The sequence below is a fragment of the Nocardia sp. NPDC004582 genome (genome assembly GCF_053602115.1).
Window position 1 is genome coordinate 1 of record NZ_JBSGCY010000036.1, and the last position, 16,205, is coordinate 16,205.

The window sequence follows — 16,205 nt, forward strand, 5'->3', positions numbered from 1 at the left end:
GGCGGGCAGCGACGCGGCGGAGACCACCACCGCCCTGATCGCCGCCACCCCGAGCGCCGGCTTCCCGGCCCGCCTGGCCGAGGAGCTCGGCATCGCCCCGGACGCGGTGTTCCTCCCGGACCTGTCCCAGGGCGACCCGCACACCGCCTCGCTGTCACTGGCGTATCACGCTGCTGCCCAGGCGGAATCGCTCACCGGATACCGCGATGTGCTGTTCGTGGCCGCGGGCGCGGGCCCGTCGGCCGCCGCCGTCGTCTACCGCCTGCCGGCCGTGGTCGGGGCCGCGGCGTGACCACCGCGACCTATTGGCAGGCCATCGACCGCTTCCGCGCGGTGGTGGCCGCCGATCCGGACCGTGAGGCGGTGATCTACCCCGCGGGGAAGACCGCCTCCGGCCTGCCGGACTACCGCCATCTCACCTACCGCGAGCTCGACGAGTGGTCCGACACCATCGGCCTGCACCTGACCGCCGCCGGGGTGGGCCGCGGCACCCGCACCATCGTGCTGGTGCTGCCCAGCCCGGAGCTGTACGCGATCATGCTGGGGCTGTTGAAGATCGGCGCGATCCCGGTCGTGATCGATCCGGGCATGGGCGTGCGCAAGATGCTCAACTGCCTGCGGGCCGCCGACGCGGAGGCGTTCATCGGCATCCCGCAGGCGCATGCGGCGCGGGTGCTGTTCGCCAAGTACTTCCGCAAGGTGCGGGTGACGCTGACCGTGGGCCCGCGCTGGTTCTGGGGCGGCCCGACCCTGCGCGGCTGGGACGCACCGGCGACGGCGAGCCGCTTCGGCACCCGTTTCCGTGCCGACGCCGCCGGTCCGGTCGGCGCGAAAGTGGCGGCGCGCCTGGCGGAACTGCTGGCCTCGGTCGCCGATTCGCGGCGGCCGTCGGGTGAGCACCGTGCCCCGTTCGACGCCTTCACCCTGCGTGAGCGGGTGCCCGCGCCCGCCGACGAGGTACTGCTGATCGCCTACACCACCGGCTCGACCGGCCCCGCCAAGGCCGTGGAGATGACGCACGGCAATCTGAGCGCCATGGTCGAGCAGGTGCACGCCGCCCGCGGCCGGGTGGAGCCGGGCACCTCGCTGATCACGCTGCCGCTGGTCGGCATTCTGGACATGCTGCTCGGATCCCGGTGTGTCCTGCCGCCATTGGTGCCCAGCAAGGTGGGCTCCACCGATCCGGCGCACGTGGTGGACGCGATCAACCGGTTCGGGGTGAAGACCATGTTCGCCTCCCCCGCCGTGCTGGTCCCGCTGCTGCGGCACCTGGAGACGCATCGCACGCCGGTGCCGACGCTGCGCAGCGTCTTCTCCGGCGGCGCGCCCGTCCCGGACACCTGCGTCGCCGGGCTGCGCCGGGTGCTGGCCGAGGACGCGGAGGTGTACGCCGGGTACGGCTCCACCGAGGCGCTGCCGATGTCCACCATCGAATCCCGGGAGCTGCTGGCCGGTCTGGCCGATCGCGCCCGCCTCGGCGAGGGCACCTGTGTGGGCCGTCCCGCCGAAGGGGTGCGCGCGCGGCTGGTCGCCATCACCGATGACCCGATCCCGACCTGGGCGCACGCGCGGGCCCGCGAGACCGAACTGGCCGCCACCCGCGGCATCGGCGAACTGGTGGTGGCCGGGCCGAATGTGAGCACCCGCTACTACTGGCCGGAATCGGCGAACGCGGCGGGCAAGATCCACGACGGCGAGACGGTGTGGCATCGCACCGGCGACCTGGCCCGCATCGACGGCGAGGGCCGGATCTGGTTCTGCGGGCGCAAGAGTCAGCGGCTGCAGACCGCGGCCGGCCCCATGTTCTCGGTGCAGGTGGAGCAGGTCTTCAACGCGGTGCCGGGGGTAGCCCGGACCGCGCTGGTCGGGGTGGGCGAGTGGGGCGCGCAGCGGCCGGTGCTGTGCGTCGAGACGGAACCCGGCGCGGACCCCGCCGCGGTCACGGCCGGGCTGCACGCACGGGCGGCCGAATTCACGGTCACCGCGGCGGTTTCCACGTTCCTGTTCCACCCGAGGTTCCCGGTCGATATCCGACACAATGCCAAGATCGGCCGCGAGCAGCTCGCGGTGTGGGCGGCGGAGCGGCTCGGAAAGGACGATCGACGATGAAGGTGCTGGTACTACGGGCGATTCCGGTGCTCGGCTGGCTGTATCTCGCGCTGGGCCTGCTGCTCGCGGCGGGTGATCGCGCCCCGGCGAACCGGCTGCTGCGCGCCGTGTTCTGGATCGACGCGTTCCTCAGCGTCGTGGTGCACGCGGCCCAGATCCCGGCCGCCCTGCGCGCCACCGCGGACAGCGGACACTCGCCGGTGAAGACGGCGGCCATGACCCAGATCTTCGGGATCACCTGGTGGAAGACGCAGGAGGCCACGTGAAGGCACTGGTGACAGGCGCTTCCGGATTCCTGGGCGGGGCGCTGGTGCGCCGCCTGATCCGCGACGGCGACTACGAGGTGGCCATCCTGGCCCGGCCGACCAGCGATCTGCGTGATCTGTCGGAGGTGCTCGACCAGGTCGAGGTCGTCACCGGCGACCTCACCGATCCGGGGTCCCTCGACCGCGCCACCAAGGGCGTGGACGTGGTCTTCCACAGCGCCGCGCGGGTGGACGATCGCGGCACCCGCGACCAGTTCGTCGCCGAGAACGTCACGGCCACAGAGAATCTGCTGCGGGCGGCCCGACGCCATGGCGCCGCGAAGTTCGTGTTCGTGTCCAGCCCGAGCGCGCTCATGGACCGCGACGGCGGCGATCAGGTCGACATCGACGAATCGGTGCCGTACCCGAGCCGCTACCTGAACCACTACTCCGAGACCAAGGCCGCGGCCGAACGCCTGGTCCTGGCCTCGAATACGGACGGGTTCAGCACGTGCGCGCTGCGGCCGCGCGCCATCTGGGGCGCGGGCGACCGGTCCGGGCCGATCGTGCGGCTGCTGGGCCGGGCGGGCGAGGGCGCGCTGCCGGACCTGTCCTACGGCAAGCAGGTGTACGCCTCGCTGTGTCACGTCGACAATATCGCCGAGGCCTGCGTGCTGGCCGCGGGTAGCGAGAACGCCGGCGGCAAGGCGTATTTCATCGCCGACGCCGAACGCACCGACGTGTGGGGCTTCCTCGGCGAGGTGGCCGCCGGACTCGGCTATCCGAAGCCGACCCGGCAGCCGAATCCGAAGGTCCTCGCCGCGATCGTGGCCGCCATCGAAACCGTGTGGCGCATACCGTTCGTCGCCACCCGGTGGTCGCCGCCACTGTCGCGGTACGTGGTCGCGCTGATGACCCGCACCGCGACCTACGACACCTCCGCCGCCGCCCGCGATCTGGGCTACCGCCCGATCGTGGACCGCGACACCGGCCTGGCCGGTTTCCTGACCTGGCTCGAAACCCAGGGCGGCGCGGTGGCATTGAACGCTCGGATCTGACAGGCAGGTAGACCATGTTCCGCCGTCCCATCTCCCCCACCGAACTCATCTACTTCCCCATGCGGGATCTGGCTCCGCCGTTCCTGATGCAGCTGGTGGTGGAGGGCACGGGCAGCCTCGACCCGGAGACGCTGCGCCGCGCGGTCGCCGCCGCCGCCGCCGCGAACCCGGGCGCGCGCCTGGTGCGCGACGGCCGGCACTGGGTGGACAGCGGACGCGCACCCGGTGTGCGCGTCGTCGAGCACACGCTGCGATACCCGGCGCTGGAAGCGGATCCGGTGCTGACCAGCCCGATCGGGCCGACCCCGGACGCCACCGTCGAAGTGCTGCTGCTCACCGGCACGACCACCGCGCTGGTCTTCCGGGTGTTCCACGGCGTCATGGACGGCATGGGCATGGTCATGTGGACCACCGACGTCCTGCGGGCGCTGCGCGGCGAGGAGCCGGTGGGCGCGGCCGACCCGATCGCCGACGCCGAACTGGTGAAGCGGATCGGCGCGCCGGGGCGGCCCACCCTGATGCTGCCGCGCTTCCGGTCCGCGACCGGGCACGGCCGCCAGGAGCGGGGCGAGCACCGGCACCTGTTGCGCACCAGAACCATTCACGCCACCGGGCCGGGCACGCTGATGCGGGTGGCGGCCATGCTGGCCGATGCGGGCGGGCCGGTCTCGCGCATCATGATCCCCGTCGACATCCGGCGCCACGACCCGGAACTGCGGTCCACCGCGAATCTCGCGCTGCCGCTGTTCCTGGACGTGAAGCCGGGCATGGACTGGCGGCAGCTCAACGAGATCAAGCGAGCGGGCCTCGCGGAGAACCGCGAACTGAATCAGATGGACAACGGCGGGCTGAAGTACCTGCCGCAGGCCGCCGGACGCGGACTGCTGCGCGTCCTGAACGCCCTGGGCTCACGGACGGGCCTGAACCTGGCCTCCGCCACCGTCTCCCACATGGGCCGCTACGACCTCGACGCCCTCGCCGTACCGGGGTTCACTCCCACCGCGATCAAGGTGATGCCCCAGCACAGCGTCGCCATGCCGCTGCTCATCGGCATGACCGAATGCGGCGGCCGCACCGAGCTCACCGTCTCCGCGCGCAGCGGGCGCGGCGTGCCCGAGCGACTGGACGCGCTTTTGGACCGCATCGTCCGGACGCTGGAAACCGAACTCGCCGAGCAACCGTCGACCGCTCACAACTGAGCACAGGACGAACGGAAGCACCGGCCGTAGTCGATCTGGTCTCTCGCAACCGGCGATGACAGCGACCGTCTCGGCCACCGGCGGTGACGCGCCGCGCGCCAGGCCCGAGCACCCAGACGCCCTCACCCGCTCGTGCACAACAGGATCGGAGCGCCCATGACCACCACCGGCAGTTCAACCGAGTCCAACGGGGCGGGGACCGAGGGCGGCGCGCCCAGTGCGTCCCGTGGTCCAGCCGAGGTGACCGATCGCTCGGCCGCCGCCAACTCCGCTGTGATCGATGGCGATTCGCTCGGCGACGCGGCATCGGATGACAGTGCGGCGGCCGGCGAAGTCGCGGCCGGCGGGGTCGTGGCGGTGTGGGCGCGGGTGGTCGTGCGGCGTCCGAGGACGGTGCTGGCGGTAGCGGTGTTGTTCGCGCTGGCGTGCGGAATCTTCGCCGCCGGGCTGCAGCAGCGGGTGAGTTCGGCGGGATTCGTGGTGCCGCGCAGTGAATCCACGGAGGTGGACGCCTGGGTGACCGAGCGGCTGGGGCCGCAGAATCCGGATGTCATCGCCGTGTACACCGCGCCCGAGGGGCAGTCACTGGCCGATATCGGGCCGCGGGTGACGGCGGCCATCGCGTCGATCGACCCGGGTCTGTTGCGGCGACCGGTCGAAAGTTATTGGAGCAGTCCGCGATCGCAGTATCTGCGGTCCGCCGACGGGCGGCAGGCCGTCGCCGTGGTGTTCTCGGCGGGCGACGACAACCAGCGGGTGGCGGAGTATCCGAGAATCGCCGCCGCGCTGCGGGTCGACGGGCTCGACACGAAGCTGACCGGCTACAGCGCGCTCGCCGACACGATCAGCACGCAATCACGGGACGATCTGGTACTGGCCGAATCCATTTCGATCCCTGTCACCGCCTTGGTGCTGGTGCTGGTGTTCGGCGGTGTGGTGGCCGCCGCGCTGCCGGTGGCGATCGGCACCCTGGCGGTGGTCGGCGCGCTGGGCGCGGTCGGGCTGATCGCGCGGCTCACCGAGGTCAGCGTGTTCGCCACCAACGTGGTGTCGCTGCTGGGGCTCGGATTGGCCATCGACTACGGGCTTTTCATCGTCGGACGGTTCCGCGAGGAACTCGCGCGGGGAGCCACGGTGGACGCGGCGGTGACCCGCACCCTCGGCACGGCCGGGCGCACGGTGCTGTTCTCGGCGCTGCTGCTCATCTGCGCGTTCGCGGGAACGTTCGTCTTCCCGCTGGCCGTACTGCGGTCGCTCGGGATCGGGGCCATCGCGGCGGTCGGGCTGGCCGCCGCGCTGTCGGTGACCGCACTGCCCGCCCTGCTGGCGCTGCTGGGCCCGAGGATCGGCAAGTGGAGCTGGCGCGCGGACGCCTTCGACCGCTCCGAGGCGCGGGCGCAACGGTTCTGGGGCGGCGTCGTCACCGCGGTCATGAAACGCCCGGGCGTGATCGCCCTCGCGGTCGGCGCGATCCTGCTGGTGCTGGCCGCGCCGCTGACCGGCGTGCGGCTCGGCGATATCGACCACACCGCGCTGCCCGCGGGCAATGAGACCCGGGTCGCGGTGGAGGACTTGACGGCGCACTTCCCCGCCGCGAACAGCGGGGCCACCATCCTGGTCCGCGAAACCGGTGGCGGCACACCGAATCAGGCCGCCGTCAGCCGCGCGCTGCGGGAGATCGGCGGCGTGCCCGGGGTCCGGCAGGCCCTGGCCCTCGACACCCGCGACGACACCGTCATCGTTCACGCCGCGCTGGCCGCCCCGGACCGCTCACCCCGCGCCCAGGACATCGTGCGCGACCTGCGAGCCCTGCGTCCGGACGGCCTCGACCTGCGAGTCGGCGGCGAGAGCGCCACCACGGTGGACAGCATCGCGGCGGTCCTCGACCGGCTCCCGCTCATGATCGCGGTCATGGTGGCCGTCACCCTGCTCATGCTGGCGCTGGCGTTCCGCTCGATCGTCTTGCCGCTCAAGGCCGTCCTCATGGCCTTCCTCAGCCTGGCCGCCACCTTCGGCGTGCTGACCTGGATCTTCGATCAGGGGCATCTGGCGGGTGCGCTGCACGTCAGTGTCGGCCCGCTGTCGGCGGGGATGATGGTCCTCATCATCGCTGTCGTGTTCGGGCTCTCCACCGACTACGAGGTGTTCCTGCTGTCACGCATGGTGGAAGCGCACGACGCGGGCGCGGACACCGAGACCGCCGTGCGGGTCGGAACCGTGCGGACCGCGCGCGTGATCACCGCCGCCGCGACGCTGCTCGTGCTCATCACCGGCGCGTTCACGCTGTCGCCGCTCACGCCCATGCGGTTCCTCGGCCTCGGCATGGTGATCGCACTGATCATCGACGCCACCCTGGTCCGCATGCTGCTGGTCCCGGCGCTGGTGAAGCTGATGGGGCCGGCCAACTGGTGGACCCCGGGTCAGGGGCGCAGGCGGACCGGCAACGCGGTGAGTCCGCGCACGATCAGCGATTTGCGCCAGGACAATTCGGCGTCGGTGGCCAGCACCAGATCCGGGTAGGCCGCGAGCAGGCGGGTCAGCGCGACACCGCCCTCCATGCGCGCCAGCGGAGCGCCGACGCACCGGTGGATGCCGTAGCCGAAGGCCAGGTGGTTCTTGTCGGCTCGGTCCAGGTCCACCCGGTGCGGGTCGTCGAAGCGCGAGGGATCGCGGTCAGCCGCGGCCATCGACACCAGAACCCGCTGGCCCGCAGGGATTTCGACGCCGCCAACCGCGACGGGGGCCGTGGTGTAGCGGAACGTGCCCTCGCTGGCCGGGGATTCGAAGCGCAGGACTTCCTCCACGAAATCCGCCATCCGGCCGGGGTCGGCGGTGAGCACGTCCCGGATCGCGTTGTCGGTCAACAGGATCGCCACAGCGTTGGAGATCAGGTTCACGGTTGTCTCGAAACCCGCGATCAGCAGCAGGAACACCATGCTGATCAGCTCGCGATGGGAGAGCCGGTCGCCGTCCGCACTGGCCGAGATCAGTTCGGAGAGCAGGTCATCGGCGGGCGCTTGCTGCTTGGCGCGGATCAATCCGTCGATGTAGCCGAGGAATTGGCCGACGGCGGCGCCACGCGCCTCGGGGGTCTCGTCATTGGACACCAGGGTCGTGGACCAGGCGCGGAAGCTGTCCCGGTCCTCGTTCGGCACACCCAGCAGCTCGCAGATCACCAGCATGGGCAGCGGGAACGCGTAGCGGTCCAGCAGATCCTGCTCGGTCGCGGCGTCCTCGGCCAGCCCGGCCAGCAGGCCGTCGGCCAATTCGGTGATGCGCGGGGCCAGTTCGCGCACCGCGCGGCCACTGAACGCGCGATTCACCAGCGTGCGCAGCCGGGTGTGCTCCGGCGGGTCGTAGAACAGCATCATGTCGCCGAACATGGCCGCGCCCCCGGCGTCACCGCCGAGCGCGGCCTGCGCGCCCGGCGCTGTGAGGGCCTTGCTGACGGCGGGATCCAGGAAGACCGCCTTCGCCGCCTCGTAATCGGTAACCAGCCAACCGGTTCCGCCGTCCGGGAAGCGCACGAAATGCGCCGCGCCGCGCGCCCGCAACAGGTCGTAGGCGACGTGCGGCCGCTGATAGAAATCGTCGCCCAACTCGAACGGTTCCAGCGCCGATTCACTTGCCGGAGCGGCGGTCTCATGCACCATGATCGGGGACTGTAACAGCGGCGACGCTGACCGGGCGCGGCATCAGCAGACCCCTGTCAGTAGGCACACTGGCCAGACAATCCGGCCATAGCGCAGCGCTATTCGGCGGAACGGGCCGCGAGCACGGCGTCGTACAGCTCGCGACGGGACGCCCCCGTGGCGGCGGACACCTCCGCGCACGCGTCCTTCAACCGCAGCCCCGACTCGATCAGGGCTTCGACCTGGCCGACCAGATCGGCGGGCTCGGCCGAAACCGGCTGCGCGCCTTCGAGAACCACGGTGATCTCCCCGCGCGCGCCCTCCACCGCCCAGGCGGCCAGCTCGGCCAGCGTGCCGCGCACGACCTCCTCGTAGGTCTTGGTGAGTTCCCGGCAGACCGCGGCACGCCGGGCCGGGCCGAGCACCTCGACCGCGTCGGCCAGGCAGTCGGCGAGCCGATGCGGGGCCTCGAAGAACACCACGGCCCGGGACTCGGCGGTCAGCGTGCGCAGCCACTCCTTGCGCTGCCCGGACTTGCGGGGCGGGAAACCGTCGAAACAGAAGCGTTCGACGGGCAGGCCGGACAAGGCCAGCGCGGTGGTCACCGCGGACGGACCGGGCAGGCAGGTGATCGGCAGCCCGTGCTCCACACACGCCGCCACCATCCGATAACCGGGATCGCTCACCGACGGCATGCCGGCGTCGGTGACCAGCAGCACGGTCTTGCCCGACTCGATCTCCTCGAGCAGCATCGGGATGCGCGCGGTCTCGACATGGTCGTAGAAGCTCACCACCCGGCCGGAGATCTCGACATCCAGGGCCTTGGCCAGCGATCGCGTCCGCCGCGTGTCCTCCGCGGCCACGATGTCCGCCGAGGACAGCCCGTCCCGCAACCGCTGTGACGCGTCACCGATATCCCCCATCGGTGTCGCCGCCAAGACCAGCCGACCGGGCACACCGGGCTCGCCGCTCATTTCCATTCCGCCTCTCCGCGCCCGCAGCGCACGGCTGAGTGCCGTTCGCGGTCTGCACGCGGACCGTCGCTTCGAGCCCACTCGATCCGGAACGTGCCGAACCGAACCTACCGGCGCGGGGGCACGACCGAGTGCCGGGGGCACGGCCGAATCGGCCACGGCTCACCGGAGGGCGACTCGGACGGCCCGACCGCTTACGATCGACGGCGTGACCCAGGTAACCGACGTGCGACCGTCAGCGGTTCAGGCGGAGACGGCGGCGCTGTCGAGTCCCGCCCCGCTGGTGCCCTCACCCGATTTCGGGCCCACGGACTGGGCGCGAGGCTGGGTGGTCACGCTGTTCCTCACCGCGATCGCCGGCATCACCCGGTTCCTGCTGCTGAACTATCCGACCGACCTGCACACGCCGGTCTTCGACGAGAAGCACTACGCCCCGCAAGGCTGGCAGGTGCTCACCAACGGCGGCGTCGAGGACAACCCGGGCTACGGGCTGGTGGTGCACCCGCCGGTCGGCAAACAGATGATCGCGCTCGGCGAGGCCATCTTCGGCTACGGGCCGTGGGGCTGGCGGTTCATGGCCGCGGTCTCCGGAACCCTGCTGGTCCTGCTGGTGATCCGCATCGTGCGGCGGATGACCCGCTCCACCCTGATCGGCGCGTTCGCCGGCATCCTGCTGATCTGCGACGGACTCACCTTCGTGTCCTCCCGCATCGGCATGCTCGACATCTTCCAGGCGCTGTTCGTCACCGCGGCCTTCGGCTGCCTGGTGGTGGACCGCGACGACATCCGCACCCGCATCGCGCTGGTCTCCGCCCAAGGCCGCATCGACGACACCGAATACGGGCCGCGCTTCGGCGTGCGCTGGTGGCGGTTCGGCGCGGGCCTCATGCTCGGACTGGCCTGCGGCACCAAATGGTCCGGCGCGTACTGGATCGTCGGATTCGCGGCGCTGTCACTGGCGTTCGACCTGGCCGCGCGGCGCGGGTACCGCGTCAAGAAGCCGTGGGAGGGCGTCGCCCGGCGCGACCTCGGACCCACCGTGTACGCGCTCGCGGTCGTGCCGGTGTTCGTGTACCTCATGTCCTTCTGGGGCTGGTTCGCCAGCGAGACCAGCTACGACCGGTACGCGGTCGGGTCCAAGGTCGGTCGCGGCGGCGACTTCTCGTGGGTGCCCAGCGCACTGCGCGGACTCTGGTACTACGGCGGCGAGGTGCTCAACTTCCACAAGGAGCTCACCAACTCCGCCGGCAATCACCATCCGTGGGAATCCAAGCCGTGGACCTGGCCCATGGGACTGCGGCCGATGCTCTACTACTACGCCGACACCAATGTGAGCGGCTGCGGGCAGGCCGCCTGCGTCAAGGCCGTCATGGCGATCGGCACGCCCGCGCTGTGGTGGGTGGCCTTCCCCATGCTGGGCTGGGCGCTGTGGCGCAGCATCGTGCGGCGCGACTGGCGCTACGCCGCCGTCCTGGTCGGGTACGGCGCGGGCATCCTGCCCTGGTTCCTGGACCTGGACCGGCAGATGTACTTCTTCTACGCGGTGCCGCTGGCCCCGTTCCTGGCCATGGGCGTGGCGCTGGCGCTCGGCGACATCCTCGGGCACGCGCCGCCCAGCGGACGGCGGCTCTCGGGCGCGCCGGGCTGGCAGATGTTCCTCCCGCCCAGCGAACGGCAAGGGCTGGGGCTGCTGCTGGTGTGCCTGTACCTGGCGCTGGTCATCGCCAATTTCATCTGGCTGTGGCCGATCCTGACGGGCATGCCGATCACCCCCGGCAGCTGGCACGACCACCTCTGGCTGCCCAGCTGGCGATAGCGCTAAGGCGCGGTGTCGGTTTCGCCGAGGGCGGCGTGCAGGTAGCGTTCCGCGGCGTCGTCGTCCAGGCCCAGTCGCCTGATCACCGCCACGTACTCGGTGGCGGCGCGGCCCGCCAGGTCGCGGGTCGGGTCGCCCGAGGACGCGATGAAAGAGCCGAGCCGCCCGCGGGTTTCGAGCATGCCGTCCTGCTCCAGCTCGCGGTAGGCGCGCGCCACCGTGTTGGGGGCCAGCTTCAGGGTCGCCGCCAGCGCCCGCACCGTGGGGATCTTGGTGCCGGCGGCGAGCTCACCGGAGCGCACCCGGGCGATGATGCCCTGGCGCAGCTGCTCATACGGCGGGACCGTCGAGTGGTGGTCGACCGGGATGTCCAGCATGGCTTCATCACACCTCGTCACGCGACAACGGGCAGGACAGGCAGCGCGGACCGCCACGGCCGGAACCCAGCTCGGAGCCGGGGATGCGCAGCACTTCGATTCCGGCGTCTTCGAGCCGCGCGTTGGTGTTCTCGTTGCGTTCGTAGGCCACCACCACCCCGGGGGCCAACGCGAGGGTGTTGTTGCCGTCGTCCCACTGCTCCCGTTCGGCGGTGACGCCGTCCAGGCCGGTGTCGACCACCCGCAGCTTGCCGATGCCCATGGCCTCGGCCGCCACCCGCAGGAAGGGGTCGGGGCCGGAGATGCTCACGCCACCCTCCTCCTTGCGAATGGTGAAGGCGCACAACTCATCCTGGATCGCCGGATACATGACCACCGCGTCGACGTCGACCATGGTGCAGACCGTGTCGAGATGCATCGTCGCACGGGTCTGGGCGATCGGCACCACGAGCACGGTGTGGGCCAGATCATCCTCGAAGAGACTGCGCGCCAACGCTTCCGCGCCCGCGGCGGTGGTACGTTCGCCCACCCCGACCGCCACCACGCCCGGGGACAGCAACAGCACGTCGCCGCCCTCGATGGGGGCGGTGTGCGATTCGTAGGCCCGGCGCACCCCCAGGAAACGGGGGTGGAAGGCGTAAATGAGGTCGGTGAGCGAGGTTTCGCGGGCCCGGGCGGGCAAGGCCAGCGACGTGATCGCCACCCGGGGGCCGACCCAGAACGACGAGTCCCGGGTGAACAGCAGGTTCGGCAGCGGGTCGATGACGAAATCGTGGCCGTGATGCATGCGCCGCACCAGCGACGTGGCGTCCTGACCGAACGGCAGCTCGTCGAATGTCATGCCGGACATGAGGATCTGCGCCAGCTCCGGCGCGGGCACCCGGCGCAGGTGGGCGGCCAGCTCGTCGGCCAGCACATGGCCGAGCCGGCGGGCGTCCACGGCTCCGGAGATACCCTGGATGCGGGCGGCGCCGCTGCCCTGGATGGTCTCGGTGAGCACATCGGCCAGCAGCAGCACCTCGACGCCGCGGCCGCGCAGCACGTCGGCGAAGATGTCGTGCTCCTGCTGGGCGCGCTCCACCCAGGGAATGGCGTCGAACAACAGCTGATCGTTGTTGCGCGGGGTGAGCCTGCGCAGCTCGTCGCCCGGGCGGTGCAACAGCACCGTGCGCAGTGCGCCGACCTCCGAGGTCACGGAAAACGGTCGCGCCGTGGGTGCGGCCTTTGTTCCCATGACACGACGGTAGTTGCCCGCGGCACGGATGGCATGCAATTCGACCCTGGGAAAACCTCGAGTCGCCCCGGTGAATCCTCCGGTCGCCGGGTCGCCGCCGCCGGAAACCTGGAGTAATGTTCAGGAATGCAGACCGCGTCGTGGCAGGCGAAGGAGCTGACCCCCGGTCAGCTCGCCCAGCGAGCCGGAGTCTCGGTGTCCGCCTTGCACTTCTACGAACGAGAAGGGCTGATCAGCGCCCGCCGGACCAGCGGCAATCAACGCCGCTACTCCCGCGAAACACTGCGCCGGGTCGCCTTCATCCGCATCTCCCAGCGGGTGGGCATTCCGCTCGCCGAGATCCGCCGCGCCCTCGACAACCTCCCCGACGGCCGCAACCCCAGCCGCCGCGACTGGGAGACCCTGTCCACCGCCTGGCGCGCCGACCTCGACGACCGGATCGAACAGCTGGTGCGGCTGCGCGACAACCTCACCGGATGCATCGGCTGCGGGTGCCTGTCGCTGGGCGTGTGCAAGATCTTCAACGCCCACGACCACCTGGGCGACGAGGGACCGGGCGCGCGGGTGCTGGACACGCACGCGGCCGAGAACTGCGCCAAGCCCGGCGTCTGCGAGCCGACCGCCGAGCAGAACTGAACCGGCCGGCCGGACGCCGCCGGTCAATCCGCCGTACTCACACCCGTCACTTCGCCCGGTCGGCCGGACTTCGGCTCCGGCCGGGGCAGGAACGTGGTGAACAGGTCGTTGGCGCGGCGCATGACGAATTCGTACGGCCAGGCGAACTTGCGGGCCCACCAGTAGCCGAAGCGGATGTCGAACTGGGTGTGGATCAGGTAGGTGCCCTTCTCCACGCCGCGCAGGATCGTCTGGGCCACCTCGTCCGGCGATTTGGCGTGGCGACGGAAGCGCTTGATCCAGGCCTGGATTCGCGGGTCGTCACGGTCGACGCCGACGATGTCCACGGTCTGCACCAGCGGGGTGTCGACCGCGCCCGGCACCACCAGGTGGACATCGATGTCGTGGCGGGCCAGATCGAAGCGCAGCACCTCCGAGACGCCGCGCAGCCCGAACTTGCTGGCGCTGTACGCGGCATGCCAGGGCAGCGCGAGCAGGCCGGCGGCGGAGGACACATTGACCAGCGCCCCGCCGCGTCCGGCCTCGACCATCGGGGGCACGAAGTTCTCGATCACGTGAATGGGACCCATGAGGTTCACATCCACCATGCGCTTCCAGTGCTTGTGCTCCAGATTCTCGACCGTGCCCCAGGTGGAGACGCCCGCGATGTTCATCACCACGTCGAGCGAGCCGAGCTGATCGTGCACCTTCTCGGCGAAGGCGGTCACGGCCTCGTAGTCGCTGATGTCGAGGGCGGCGGCCACCTCGACGATGCCGCCCCCGGAACGGATGGATTCGACAGTGGCGTCCAGCCCCTCGACATTCACGTCGGTGAGCACCAGGCGGGCGCCCTTGCGGGCCGCCGCCAGTGCCGTGGCCCGGCCGATGCCGCTCGCCGCGCCGGTAATCAAAGTCTTCTTGCCACTCAGGCCACGATCACGCACGCCGATCCATCCTTACCTCGACAGCCCTGTCAGAACCGCACGCTACATCACGAACAATAGTGTTCGCGAGTCGGACGAGTACCGGTTTCGCCCCGATTTCCCGGGGGTTCGAATTATTGCCGGGCAGGTCAGGACGGTCCGGGCAGGACCGACCGGGTGGTACCGGGCAGATCCAGATCCAGCGCGATCCGGCCCGCCGCCAGATGCTCCTCGACCTCCTCGGCGGGCATCGGCCGCGCGATCAGGAAGCCCTGCGCCCGGTAGCAGCCCAGCGCCACCAGCGTGCGCGCCGCCACCGTGGTCTCCACACCTTCGCCGACCACCCCGAGGCCGAACGAACCCGCGAGCCCCACAATCGATTTCACGATCGCCAGATCATCCGCGCTGGCGCCCAGCCGCTGCACGAATCCGCGGTCGATCTTCACCGCGTCCACCGGCAGCGCCTTCAGATGCGACAGCGACGAATACCCCGTCCCGAAGTCGTCGATCGCGATCTGCACGCCCATCCGCTTGAGCCCGCGCAACGTCACCTGTGTGCGCGCGAGATCCTGCACCACAACGTGTTCGGTGATCTCCAGGCATACCGAGGACCCGTCGATCCCGTACCGCCGCAGAATCCCCTCCATGGTCTCCACGAAGTCCAGCGAAACCAGCTGCACCGGAGACACATTGATCCGGATCACCACATTCGACGCCAGCCCCCGACGCCGCCACAGCGCGAACTGCTCACTGGCCGTGCGAATCACCCACCGCCCCAGCTCACCGGCCAGATTCGTGGCCTCCGCCACCCCCACGAAGGCCCCCGGCGGCAACAACCCGCGCGTCGGATGCTGCCACCGCACCAGCGCCTCCAGCGCGACGACCCGACCGGTCCGCAGATCCACCTCGGGCTGATAGTGCAGCACCAGCGACCCGTCCGACACGGCGCTGCGCAGGTTCAACTCGACATCGTCCTGCAACTCGAACTGCGCCCGCATCGCGTCGGTGAACACCGCCACGCCATTACCGCCGCTGGACTTGGCCGACAACAGGGCGTGATCGGCCCGCCGCAGCACGTCCGCGACCGTCGTCTCCCCCGGAATCCCCAGCGCCACACCCACACTCGCCCCGCGACTGACGGTCTCCTCCCCCACCGTCACCCGCCGCCCGATCAACTGCTGAATCCGCGTCGCCTCGAACCCCGCCGCCTCCGCGTCCATCGGCTTGGCGGGCACGATCACGAACTCGTCGCCGCCGAGGCGGGCGATCATGTCGGCGGGATCCAGGTTCTCGCGCAACCGGCCGGCGAGCGTGCGAATGAAGTTGTCGCCGGCGGTGTGGCCGAGGAAATCGTTGAGCGCCTTGAGCCGATCCAGGTCCAGGAAGAACGCCGCCACCGGCCCCGGCCGGCCCGCCCGGAGCCGCTCCTCCATGTGCTCCAGCAAGGAACGCCGGTTGGCCAGCCCGGTGAGGTCGTCGTGCATGGCGATGAACCGCAACCGGTCCTCGGCCACCACCCGCGCCTGCAACTGCGCGAACAGCGCGGCGATCGCCTTGAGGACGTTGAGTTCGCGCGTGCTCCACTCGCGGTCGCCCGCCTTGATGAAACCGAGAATGCCCGTGGGCTCACCCCGCGACACCAGCGGCACGGCCGCGACCGACACCGAGTCGATGCCGGTGGCTTCTTGAATCAGGCTCTGATAGTCGGCGAATTCGGGAATCGGCCGAATGATGATCGGTTCGGTGGTGTGGGACAGCTGGGCCAGCGCCGATTGCGGATCGTCGATATGCGCGACCTGCAGCAGGTCGTCTTCCTCGGGGGTGGCCCGGCGCGGCCATTCGGCCACCAGCACCGAAACCCGATTGACCGAATCGGTGAATCGAAGGAAGCTGAAATCGACGTCGAAGTGCTCCACCAGCCATGACAGCACCTGTTCGCTGGCCGCCGTCATGGTGGTGGCATCGACCGCCATCAACTCGGAGGCGACCTGGGTCACCAATGAGTCGAGCGTTCGCCGGGGCA

General features: G+C 70.4%; 13 protein-coding genes and 1 pseudogene. 8 read left to right on the plus strand and 6 right to left on the minus strand.

All coding sequences use genetic code 11. The annotated features are described in order from the left end of the window. The 6 genes and pseudogenes from ACWELJ_RS13205 to ACWELJ_RS13230 all read left to right on the plus strand — a co-directional run. A pseudogene (locus tag ACWELJ_RS13205) lies at positions 1-292 on the plus strand (hypothetical protein); the annotation flags it as partial. Then, positions 289-2,109 (plus strand): fatty acid CoA ligase family protein, encoded by a 1,821-nt coding sequence (locus ACWELJ_RS13210; protein WP_452366396.1) that lies wholly within the window; start codon positions 289-291, stop codon positions 2,107-2,109. The pseudogene ACWELJ_RS13205 and the gene ACWELJ_RS13210, both read left to right, overlap by 4 nt. Then, the gene (locus ACWELJ_RS13215; protein ID WP_452366397.1) at positions 2,106-2,375 is read left to right on the plus strand and encodes a hypothetical protein; all 270 of its coding nucleotides are present in this window, start codon (positions 2,106-2,108) and stop codon (positions 2,373-2,375) included. Before ACWELJ_RS13210 ends, ACWELJ_RS13215 begins: the two co-directional genes overlap by 4 nt. Then, on the plus strand, positions 2,372-3,412 hold the full coding sequence (locus ACWELJ_RS13220) for an NAD-dependent epimerase/dehydratase family protein (protein WP_452366398.1): 1,041 nt from the start codon (positions 2,372-2,374) through the stop codon (positions 3,410-3,412). Before ACWELJ_RS13215 ends, ACWELJ_RS13220 begins: the two co-directional genes overlap by 4 nt. Before the next feature lie 14 nt (positions 3,413-3,426). After that, positions 3,427-4,611: a peptide synthetase gene (locus ACWELJ_RS13225; RefSeq protein ID WP_452366399.1), complete on the plus strand. Its 1,185-nt coding sequence runs from the start codon at positions 3,427-3,429 to the stop codon at positions 4,609-4,611. Positions 4,612-4,962: 351 nt separating this feature from the next. Continuing rightward, complete coding sequence (locus ACWELJ_RS13230; protein ID WP_452366435.1) at positions 4,963-7,131, plus strand: MMPL family transporter; 2,169 nt, start codon at positions 4,963-4,965, stop codon at positions 7,129-7,131. Here ACWELJ_RS13230 and ACWELJ_RS13235 read toward each other — a convergent pair. Both ACWELJ_RS13235 and rsmI read right to left on the minus strand, forming a co-directional pair. Next, complete coding sequence (locus ACWELJ_RS13235) at positions 7,032-8,264, minus strand: cytochrome P450 family protein (RefSeq protein ID WP_452366400.1); 1,233 nt, start codon at positions 8,262-8,264, stop codon at positions 7,032-7,034. The genes ACWELJ_RS13230 and ACWELJ_RS13235 overlap by 100 nt on opposite strands. 98 nt (positions 8,265-8,362) lie before the next feature. Continuing rightward, positions 8,363-9,217 carry a 16S rRNA (cytidine(1402)-2'-O)-methyltransferase gene (gene rsmI, locus ACWELJ_RS13240; RefSeq protein WP_452366401.1) on the minus strand — a complete coding sequence of 285 codons (855 nt, stop codon included), beginning with the start codon at positions 9,215-9,217 and terminating at the stop codon, positions 8,363-8,365. A 208-nt stretch (positions 9,218-9,425) separates the two neighbouring features. Here rsmI and ACWELJ_RS13245 point away from each other — a divergent pair, with 208 nt between their 5' ends. Further along, positions 9,426-11,033 carry a dolichyl-phosphate-mannose--protein mannosyltransferase gene (locus ACWELJ_RS13245; protein ID WP_452366402.1) on the plus strand — a complete coding sequence of 536 codons (1,608 nt, stop codon included), beginning with the start codon at positions 9,426-9,428 and terminating at the stop codon, positions 11,031-11,033. Between the two features lie 2 nt (positions 11,034-11,035). Here ACWELJ_RS13245 and ACWELJ_RS13250 read toward each other — a convergent pair whose 3' ends face one another. Then, positions 11,036-11,410: a GntR family transcriptional regulator gene (locus ACWELJ_RS13250; protein ID WP_452366403.1), complete on the minus strand. Its 375-nt coding sequence runs from the start codon at positions 11,408-11,410 to the stop codon at positions 11,036-11,038. A gap of 7 nt (positions 11,411-11,417) precedes the next feature. After that, entirely contained in the window at positions 11,418-12,644 is a 1,227-nt protein-coding gene (gene arcA, locus ACWELJ_RS13255; RefSeq protein ID WP_433591832.1) for an arginine deiminase, read from the minus strand. Positions 12,645-12,770: 126 nt separating this feature from the next. Here arcA and soxR point away from each other — a divergent pair, with 126 nt between their 5' ends. Beyond that, entirely contained in the window at positions 12,771-13,280 is a 510-nt protein-coding gene (gene soxR / locus ACWELJ_RS13260; protein ID WP_452366404.1) for a redox-sensitive transcriptional activator SoxR, read from the plus strand. A gap of 23 nt (positions 13,281-13,303) precedes the next feature. On the opposite strand, the gene ACWELJ_RS13265 is transcribed toward soxR, so the two are convergent. Both ACWELJ_RS13265 and ACWELJ_RS13270 read right to left on the minus strand, forming a co-directional pair. Continuing rightward, positions 13,304-14,203: an SDR family oxidoreductase gene (locus tag ACWELJ_RS13265; protein ID WP_452366405.1), complete on the minus strand. Its 900-nt coding sequence runs from the start codon at positions 14,201-14,203 to the stop codon at positions 13,304-13,306. Between the two features lie 128 nt (positions 14,204-14,331). Beyond that, on the minus strand, positions 14,332-16,155 hold the full coding sequence (locus ACWELJ_RS13270; RefSeq protein WP_452366436.1) for a putative bifunctional diguanylate cyclase/phosphodiesterase: 1,824 nt from the start codon (positions 16,153-16,155) through the stop codon (positions 14,332-14,334). Positions 16,156-16,205 lie beyond the last annotated feature (50 nt).